8 protein-coding genes are annotated in these 9,363 nt (G+C 40.6%); 5 read left to right on the top strand and 3 right to left on the bottom strand.

What is annotated here, in order from left to right; genetic code table 11:
* Positions 1–47: 47 nt before the first annotated feature.
* The 4 genes from CXF78_RS02970 to yfaE all read left to right on the top strand — a co-directional run bounded on the left by CXF78_RS02970 (position 48) and on the right by yfaE (position 5,185).
* Positions 48–710 (top strand): HAD family hydrolase, encoded by a 663-nt coding sequence (locus tag CXF78_RS02970; RefSeq protein ID WP_102035937.1) that lies wholly within the window; start codon positions 48–50, stop codon positions 708–710.
* A gap of 592 nt (positions 711–1,302) precedes the next feature.
* Positions 1,303–3,591, top strand: coding sequence for a class 1a ribonucleoside-diphosphate reductase subunit alpha (gene nrdA / locus CXF78_RS02975; RefSeq protein ID WP_011637589.1), 2,289 nt, complete (start codon positions 1,303–1,305; stop codon positions 3,589–3,591).
* Positions 3,592–3,663: 72 nt separating this feature from the next.
* Positions 3,664–4,794, top strand: coding sequence for a class Ia ribonucleoside-diphosphate reductase subunit beta (gene nrdB / locus CXF78_RS02980; protein WP_059743650.1), 1,131 nt, complete (start codon positions 3,664–3,666; stop codon positions 4,792–4,794).
* Complete coding sequence (gene yfaE, locus CXF78_RS02985) at positions 4,784–5,185, top strand: class I ribonucleotide reductase maintenance protein YfaE (RefSeq protein ID WP_102035938.1); 402 nt, start codon at positions 4,784–4,786, stop codon at positions 5,183–5,185. The genes nrdB and yfaE overlap by 11 nt, the downstream gene beginning before the upstream one ends.
* A 22-nt stretch (positions 5,186–5,207) precedes the next feature.
* Here yfaE and CXF78_RS02990 read toward each other — a convergent pair whose 3' ends face one another.
* The 3 genes from CXF78_RS02990 to CXF78_RS03000 form a co-directional block, all read right to left on the bottom strand.
* The gene (locus CXF78_RS02990; RefSeq protein ID WP_102035939.1) at positions 5,208–5,504 is read right to left on the bottom strand and encodes a hypothetical protein; all 297 of its coding nucleotides are present in this window, start codon (positions 5,502–5,504) and stop codon (positions 5,208–5,210) included.
* Positions 5,505–5,926: 422 nt separating this feature from the next.
* Positions 5,927–6,760, bottom strand: coding sequence for a hypothetical protein (locus tag CXF78_RS02995; protein ID WP_257984817.1), 834 nt, complete (start codon positions 6,758–6,760; stop codon positions 5,927–5,929).
* Entirely contained in the window at positions 6,747–7,895 is a 1,149-nt protein-coding gene (locus tag CXF78_RS03000; RefSeq protein WP_101087074.1) for a BamA/TamA family outer membrane protein, read from the bottom strand. The genes CXF78_RS02995 and CXF78_RS03000 overlap by 14 nt, the downstream gene beginning before the upstream one ends.
* Positions 7,896–8,509: 614 nt before the next feature.
* Here CXF78_RS03000 and CXF78_RS03005 point away from each other — a divergent pair.
* Positions 8,510–9,363, top strand: an 854-nt coding sequence (locus tag CXF78_RS03005; RefSeq protein WP_102035941.1) for a PA4780 family RIO1-like protein kinase, incomplete at its 3' end; no start/stop codon positions are given.

Genomic DNA, 9,363 nt, shown 5'->3' on the forward strand with positions numbered 1-9,363 from the left:
GGCCTTGCACTGTCTATTGTTATTTTTATCTCGTTAGGAGCTAGCCCTTGCATAAACAAGATATAAAAGGAGTGCTGTTCGATTTAGACGGTACCTTAGCCGATACAGCCCCAGATTTAGTGCAGGCATTGAACCTCAGCTTGGATGAAGCCGGTTTTAACGTCCAACCGCTTGATTTGATGCGCCATGCAGCATCACATGGCAGCTTATATTTAGTCAAAACGGCCATTCCAGATGCCGATGAACAAGTACAAATCACCATCCAGCAAGCGCTACTTCAGCATTATGCCCGTATTAATGGTGACAACAGCCGTTTATTTGATGACTTACCTGAACTGTTGTCTTTATTTGATGCCCAATCGATTCCTTATGGTGTCGTGACCAATAAGCCAGCTCGATTTGCCAGGCCATTAGTGGAAAAGCTTGGTTTAACTCATAAATTGAAAACCATGATCAGTGGTGATAGCACCCGCCACTCTAAACCTCATACCGCACCAATGCTGTTAGCAGCACAACAAATTGCCATTGCTCCTCAAAGTATCTTATATCTAGGCGATGCCGAACGCGACTTAGTCGCCGCCCATAATGCCAGTATGTTAGGTGGCGTTGCTTTATGGGGTTATTTATCTGCGACAGATAAACCTGACACATGGCCAGCAGGCAGACAATTTGAACATGGTGCCTCACTAAAGCATTTCTTCACTGAGTAATGACACTATTTGGGCATCAAGTTAGCGGGATATTTTGGGTAAATGAACAAAGCATGAGTGAAGTTTAACGGGTCTTATTCGGCTTAAATGAACAGTTAACCGCCGCCAATTTCCACCCGATCAAAACCAACAAAAGATCAACCAATAAACAGTGCATTTTTTTTGATCGCTGTTTATTTTAGCGATCAAATCTTTCTCATTTGATGGATTAAAAAATATCATTTATTAAAAACTCTTTATGAATTTGGGCTCTAGGGTTAGTTGTCACTAACCCTGCCGTTTATCCTCAAGTTATCCACAAGAAGTTAATGAAATTGTGGCTTGCAATAAACCTCAAACCTCACTATCTTGTATCTTAGATTTTAAATAACACCATATCTTGTGTGTGGCTAACAATCAAAACACTACTCCAGGACGTTCCAAAGGATGTAGCTGCTAACTGAACGTACTGGTGTTTAACTACCACGTTGTGAGTACATCAGGTTGATTGTTTTAACATGGAATTGTTTTGTAACTGGTTCGGATCGAATCAAGCAGCACTGCATCCAACAACAGATCACATGATTAGATATAGAACCAAGGCCTCTCTTCAATGAATAGCAATATGACAGTCACTAAACGCAGTGGCGAACGTGAATCTATCGATTTAGATAAAATTCATCGCGTGATCACTTGGGCAGCCAAGGGATTAAAAAACGTCTCAGTATCTGAAGTAGAACTTCGATCTCATCTGCAGTTTTTTGATGGCATTCCAACAGAAGCCATTCATGAAACGATCATCAAAGCCGCTGCTGACTTGATCTCTCCTGAGTCACCTGATTACCAATTTGTGGCTGCCCGCTTAGCGGTGTTCCATTTACGTAAAAAAGCATTTGGTCAATTTGAGCCACCAACATTATATGACCATGTCACCAAGTTAGTTGAAATTGGTAAATATGACATGCATATCATGGCTGACTACAGCCGTGAAGAATTAGACATCCTCGACACTTATATCGATCACTGGCGTGATTTGAACTTCTCTTATGCCGCGGTAAAGCAACTTGAAGGTAAATACCTAGTTCAAAACCGTGTAACGCATGAAGTGTACGAAAGCGCCCAGTTTTTATATATTTTAGTGGCTGCATGTTTGTTTGCCCGTTACCCAAAAGAAATCCGTTTGAAGTACATTAAAGACTTCTATGACGCGACGTCTCTGTTTAAGATTTCTTTACCAACGCCAATCATGGCCGGTGTGCGTACACCTACACGTCAGTTCAGCTCATGTGTGTTGATTGAGTGTGATGACAGCTTGGATTCAATCAATGCGACGGCATCGTCTATCGTTAAATACGTTAGCCAACGTGCTGGTATTGGTATTAACGCTGGTCGTATTCGAGCCCTTGGTAGCCCTATTCGTGGCGGTGAAGCTTTCCACACTGGTTGTTTACCTTTTTATAAGTACTTCCAAACTGCGGTGAAGTCTTGTTCTCAAGGCGGCGTACGTGGCGGCGCAGCAACCCTTTTCTATCCTTTATGGCATCTAGAAGTTGAATCGCTACTAGTCCTTAAAAACAACCGTGGTGTTGACGACAACCGTGTACGTCATCTTGACTACGGTGTGCAGTTAAACAAGTTAATGTACCAACGTTTGATTAAAGGCGAATACATCAGTTTATTCAGCCCATCAGACGTGCCTGGTCTATACGATGCATTCTTTGAAGATCAAGCTGAATTTGAACGGTTATATCTTCAGTATGAGCAAGACAGCAATATCCGCAAAAAACAAATTAAAGCGGTTGAACTGTTTTCATTGATGATGCAAGAACGTGCTTCTACTGGCCGTATCTACATTCAAAACGTCGATCACTGTAATACTCACAGCCCGTTTGACTCTAAAGTTGCGCCAATTAAGCAATCTAACTTATGTTTAGAAATTGCTTTGCCAACTAAGCCACTGACTAATATTGATGATCCTGACGGTGAAATCGCGTTATGTACCTTGTCAGCACTTAACTTAGGCGCAATTAAAGATTTATCTGAACTTGAGCCATTAGCTGATTTAGCCGTACGTGCCCTAGATAACTTACTTGATTACCAAGATTACCCAATCAAAGCCGCGCAAACGAGTTCAATGAACCGTCGTACTTTAGGTATTGGTGTGATTAACTTTGCTAACTACTTAGCTAAAAACGGTAAAAAGTATTCAGACGGTTCAGCCAATAACTTAACTCATAAGACCTTTGAAGCAATTCAGTTTTATTTACTGAAAGCGTCAATGAACTTAGCTAAAGAGCAAGGTGCATGTCCGTTATTCCACGAGACTACGTATTCGAAAGGTATTTTACCTATCGATACTTACAAGCGTGATTTAGACAAGATTTGTGACGAGCCATTGCACATGGATTGGGAAAGCTTGCGTAGCGACATTAAGCAGTACGGTTTACGTAACTCAACCTTGTCTGCGCTAATGCCGTCTGAAACCTCATCGCAAATTTCAAATGCGACCAATGGTATCGAGCCTCCACGCGGCTTAATCAGCGTTAAAGCCAGTAAAGATGGTCAGTTAAAGCAAGTCGTTCCTGATTTTGAATTACTCAAAGATAAGTATGAACTACTGTGGAATATGCCAAACAACGATGGTTATATCCAACTTGTTGGGTTAATGCAGAAGTTTATCGACCAAGCTATTTCGGCCAACACCAATTATGATCCTAGCCGTTTTGAAGGCGGTCGTGTACCGATGCAAACGTTGTTAAAAGACTTGTTAAGCGTATACAAACTGGGCATTAAAACATTGTATTATCATAATACTCGCGACGGTGCTTCGGATCAGTTTGACGACATTATTGCTGTCGAAGAAGAAGACGATGGCTGTGGTGGCGGTGCGTGTAAGATATAATCATCACTTTATCTATATTTAGCGGGGGCCTTCCCCGCTTTTTGAAAAATGCGTTTTCAGGACACCTAAATAATGGCTTACTCAACATTTTGTCAAACACCTAACGATTCGACTAAAGAACCGATGTTTTTCGGTCAATCGGTTAATGTGGCACGCTACGATCAACAGAAATATGAAGTCTTTGAAAAACTAATTGAAAAGCAATTATCGTTTTTCTGGCGTCCAGAAGAAGTTGATGTCAGCCGTGACAAAATTGATTTCGGTAATTTACCTGAACATGAACAACATATTTTCTTATCAAATCTGAAATACCAAACCTTGTTAGACTCAATTCAAGGCCGCTCACCGAATGTGGCATTTTTGCCTTTGGTATCGCTACCTGAATTGGAAACGTGGATTGAAACATGGTCGTTTTCTGAAACCATTCACTCGCGTTCGTACACTCACATTATTCGTAATATTGTTAATAACCCATCTTTGGTATTTGACGATATTGTACAAAATGACGAAATCTTAAAGCGTGCCGGTGATATTGCCGCTTATTACGATGACTTAATTAACCTCACCCAGATTAATAACTTGTTAGGTGAAGGAACGCACGTCATCAACGGTAAAGAAATCACCGTTAATTCACGTATTCTTAAAAAGTCATTATATTTGTGCATGATGTCAGTTAATGCCTTAGAAGCGATTCGCTTCTATGTCAGTTTTGCCTGTTCGTTTGCCTTTGCAGAGCGCCGTGTCATGGAGGGTAATGCTAAAATCATTCGCTTAATTGCCCGTGATGAAGCATTACACCTCAATAGTACACAACACATTTTAGCTCTGATGCAGGGTGGTAAAGACGACCCAGAAATGGGAGAAATTGCTGCTGAGTGTAAGCAAGAAGCTTATGACTTATTCGTCAAAGCGGCGGAACAAGAAAAAGAATGGGCCAAGTACTTATTCAAAGACGGTTCGATGATTGGCTTAAATGAACAGATTTTATGCCAGTACGTTGAGTTTATTACTAACCAACGGATGAAGTCAGTTCACTTACCTCAACCTTATGATGAACAATCGAATCCCCTACCGTGGATGAAAAACTGGTTAGAAAGTGATGCTGTACAAGTTGCCCCACAAGAAGTAGAAGTATCATCTTATCTTGTTGGTCAAATTGATTCTTCTGTTGATGGCGATGAGTTTTTAGATTTTGACCTATAAAAAACTTTTCAAAAAAGCCCCAATTGTAAGCTTGAAAGGACAGCCGGTTATTTTATTTGACGGCCAACATTCAAGCTTATTAGAAGCGCTTGAGTCGAAAAAAGTGAAAGTGTTTTCAGAGTGTCGTAATGGATTTTGCGGCGCGTGTAAAACCACAGTGATATCAGGAGAAGTTAAATACTTCTCCGAGCCACTAGCTGAACTTAAATCAGATGAATGTCTGCCCTGTTGTTGTGTGCCTGAGGGTGATTTAAATCTCAAACTATCAACTGAAGGTGTGCAAGTGGTGGCTAAACGTCAATATGCCTCAACCAATGACACTCATAAGCAAACAACTGCGTTAACCCAACAATTACAGACTAACAGCCCTAAACTTGCCCACGAACGTTAACTTATCGTCCCGTTAACCCCTTCTAGATATTCAAAGCAATACTTAACAACACGCGTTTACCCGTCTCAATCTTAGTCACGCTATGCTCATATTTATCAGGACGAAATAAATACACTCGCCCCCATAAGTTCATGATGCATTTCGCACACAGAAACACCCCACCGACTTTAGGTTGCACAAGGACAAAATTGAGTTTGTAATAGCGGCCTTGTTGTACCGGATCGATATGGGCCATCACTCGGTGATGAGTATGATAAGTTACCAGGTTTATCGACAATATCCGACTGCTAAAAATGGCTTTATTGATTACCTTGGCCATGGTATCTCCAATGGGAACATCAGCAGCAAATTATACCTATTCGATATAAATTTGTGAGCATATTCACCAGCCAAAATCATATAATATAGACGACAAGATTCCATCATGTTAGCCATCGAGCTTATGTCGCAGAGGTATCGTTAGATAGGTTGTAAAAAATGAAGTCTATTGATGAGCTTACAGGGCTAATAGAAAGGTATCGGGAGCAATTATTTAGTCATTATTGACTAGTGTGGATAATGGCTAATGCTAAAATAACTAGCATAAATAATGATGAGTCAGCCGCCCATAACGAGTAAATGAATTCACTATTGTATCTATTCATTCATTGTAATCATATTGTGTAAACTAGCCTCATTGACGCGTCAATGAGGCTAGTGAATTAAACGGCTACTGAACTTGCTGCTTATCACGGGTTAAGGTTAACTCTCAGACATGGTATCGCAAGATGAAACATAACGTTCAAGCTCAATAACCCCTTGCAAAATCATCCCATGATAATGGGCTTTTACCAGTTGATAATTCATACTTGGTGCAAAGTAATACGTCACCTCTTCGGCCCCAGTTTGCTCTACCGGAATAAGCTGTATCTCCCCCCAAGAGCCGATGGTGGTGATTATTTTGTCCTTCACATAAAACTGATAAGGTTCAATTGCATCTGAAGCTTGCCTAATTAATGCAAATTGACGTCGGCCGCCGAGCAAGTTTTCGCGGATTTGAATCGCTAAGGTGTCCACATCCCTTAATGGAATTTGGCTTGAGGTATAATTCTCAATATCGCCATCAATATCCACGCGTGACTCAAGGCCATTATTGTAAAAAGTGGCTTGCATGTCACGAGAACGAAAACCAGTTACCTGTTGATGAAAACTATCAGTTAACCATTCATTACTGTTATTTGACCACGATAACTCAGTACGTTGTTGATATTGAGTACCAATCCCTAAAATACTGGCTTCACTCTTAGAGGTGATAACAGCAGACTTACCCTGCCAGTTCTCAGTACGACTCATCTCACCTGTGTGAAGTCCACTGAGATAAATAGCGTAATTGAAGCTTCGCTGGCAACTTTGTGGGATGTCATTGGCCAAGACTCTGTTACTTTGCAATAAGCCACTAACCAGACACGCACTTATCAGTATTCTCGGGACTAGGAAACCAGCTACCGCCAACGATCTGTTGTTACGACACCCGGTCATCATAAGTTTTATTCGCGACGTTAATATATTCAATAGTATCGCCTTAAAAGACTTCATTCACATTTAGGTAGAAGTTAGTTTCATTTTCACCGACCCCTACATCAAATCGTAAATTAATATTGTCTTTAATTTTGAATCGAAATCCTGTGCCATAGGCCGTTAATAGCGTATCGGTTAGCTCACTCACTTTAGGTGCCACACTACCAACAGCGCCCCAAAATACCATGCCATAACGTTGGAACACTGGTAAGCGATATTCAACTTGCCCCATCATCATTTGCTCGTCACGATATCGGCCTCTAATGTAACCTCGCATCGCGTCGGAGCCACCAAGATCAGGTAATAGATTCCAAGGTACATCGCCACTGGTTAGATGACCTTGCACTTGCCATGCGATTAAACCCGGTGTCGAGCCTAAATCTATATAGTTCGCTAATTCAATATTATAAGTAGAAAACGAATCGAACTGGTCATTTTGGTATAATCCAGCATCAACCTGAAATAACCAGCCTTTTGTTGCGTTTAAACGGTAATCTCTTGAATCATAAATACTGGTTACTACAACACCTGAGCTAAAGTTGTCTGGCAGAAGCGTACTTGAATCCACAGGAGCTTCTGTTGCGACTAATTCTAAGCTGTCGGCCGTGGTATAAATAAAGTCAGCACCCACACCAATAAAATAGTTACTGGCAACTTCGGTCATCCAACGCGGCTTAAAACTATACAGTTGTTCTTTGAACTCATGATGATTAAGGTCTTGGTCGCCTTGTTCAATCCCTATTCCATAATAAACAGCAGCTTCATTATGCAGTTCTAAGTCAAGCAACAAACGCTGTTTACCTTGATTTAAAAACGTCATATTTTCTACCGTGACGCCATAAGAATTGTTCACAGAAGCAAATGAATTCAACACCAATGATGAAGGCTGTTGTTCACTTGATGCATTATCAGTTTTGTATAACCCCACCATCAGTAAACCCACACCAAACTTTTTCTCTGGGGTGTAATAAGCTGTAGGTAAATAACTCATATCAATAGCTTTAGTATCATCGAATTCACCATCCGCGCCAAAAACCGACAAGATGTCATCAATCCATGTTGGTTGCATATCTTTGGGGGTTTCAAATAAAGGTTCAACTGCGGTTGCGGCGTTAGAAAAAACAAATAGTGTTAAAAGTAAGGTCCGTTTCATAAAAACTCTATTAAAATGTTAAAAAAATAGGTGCGCATGATGACTTCCATGCCAAATTTGGAATCACTGTTCAATGTGTTAACGCCATAGCGTTCAGTATAAATGGTTGTTATCGACAATAATCGCTTCAAATAATAGCCGATTCAGATAAAAATCAAATAATAACTAAATCAAAAAAGATTATCCTACTCATCACTCAATACTGACTGAAGAAGAACTTAAGTCTTGCTGAAGTTCTTCATCATTAAATACAAGATATTATACTGCGTTAAATGATGGCCTTTATACCTAACGTTAGTTTAGGCGTACCATCAGCAATATTTTAATCTATAGGCGCAACTGATATCATTACGCTAAATGACGGCCGCTAATATAACACGTTTGGCAGCTCTTTTTAGTGATAACTCAACATTCACCCCATCGATATCTTTCGGTAAAAGGATCAGAATCGACTATATTTAGCTGAATGGCTACAGCATTTTCATCTAATAAACAAGAGTCTACAAAGCACAAATTCAGTACTATTGAGCCTCATTTAATCAGTAGCCCATCAGCAAGTAAAAATTATTTCCTTAGATATATCATCCAGCGCGCAAGTAAGGTATAACGACGCTATGAAAACGCCTATACGATTACAACCACTGGTTGACGATGGTCTCGTCGATGAAGTGATAAGCCAACTCATGAGTGGCAAAGAAGCTACGGTCTATATGATCAGATGTGGCGATGCGATTCGCTGCGCCAAAGTGTATAAGGAAGCCACTAAGCGCAGTTTTAAAAAAGCAGCACAATATCAAGAAGGTCGAAAAACCAAAAACAGTCGTCGTGGTAGAGCCATGGAAAAAGGTTCTAAATACGGTCGTGAAGAACAAGAAAAAGCTTGGCAGAATGCCGAGGTCGACGCGTTATATAAATGCGCCGCCGCTAAAATTAGAGTACCAGTACCTTATGGCTGCTTTGATGGAGTGCTATTGATGGAGTTGATCACCAATATTCATGGTGATGTTGCACCTCGATTAAATGATGTTACTCAGATGAGTGCTGAACAAGCGCAAACGCAGCATTACGTTATGATGGGTTATGTCGTACGAATGTTATGTGCAGGTATTGTTCATGGCGATTTATCAGAGTTTAACGTGCTCGTAGATCAGAATGGACCGGTTATCATTGACCTGCCCCAAGCTGTTGATGCATCAGCAAACAATAATGCCAAAGCGATGTTATTTCGTGATGTGAATAATATGACAGACTATTATTCTCAATTTGCCCCAGAATTAGCCGCAACAAAATATGCTAAAGAAATGTGGGCCTTGTATGAACAAGGTGAATTAACGCCGGAAACACAATTGACCGGTTTATTTGAAGAAGACACAACAGCGGCTGACGTCGATTCTGTATTAGAAGAAATCAACGCTGCATTTGAAGAAGCGCAAGAAAGACGCGAGCGCATGAGTGATGCAAACAACGA

Source organism: Shewanella sp. 11B5 (assembly GCF_002836795.1).
Lineage (GTDB): Bacteria > Pseudomonadota > Gammaproteobacteria > Enterobacterales > Shewanellaceae > Shewanella > Shewanella frigidimarina.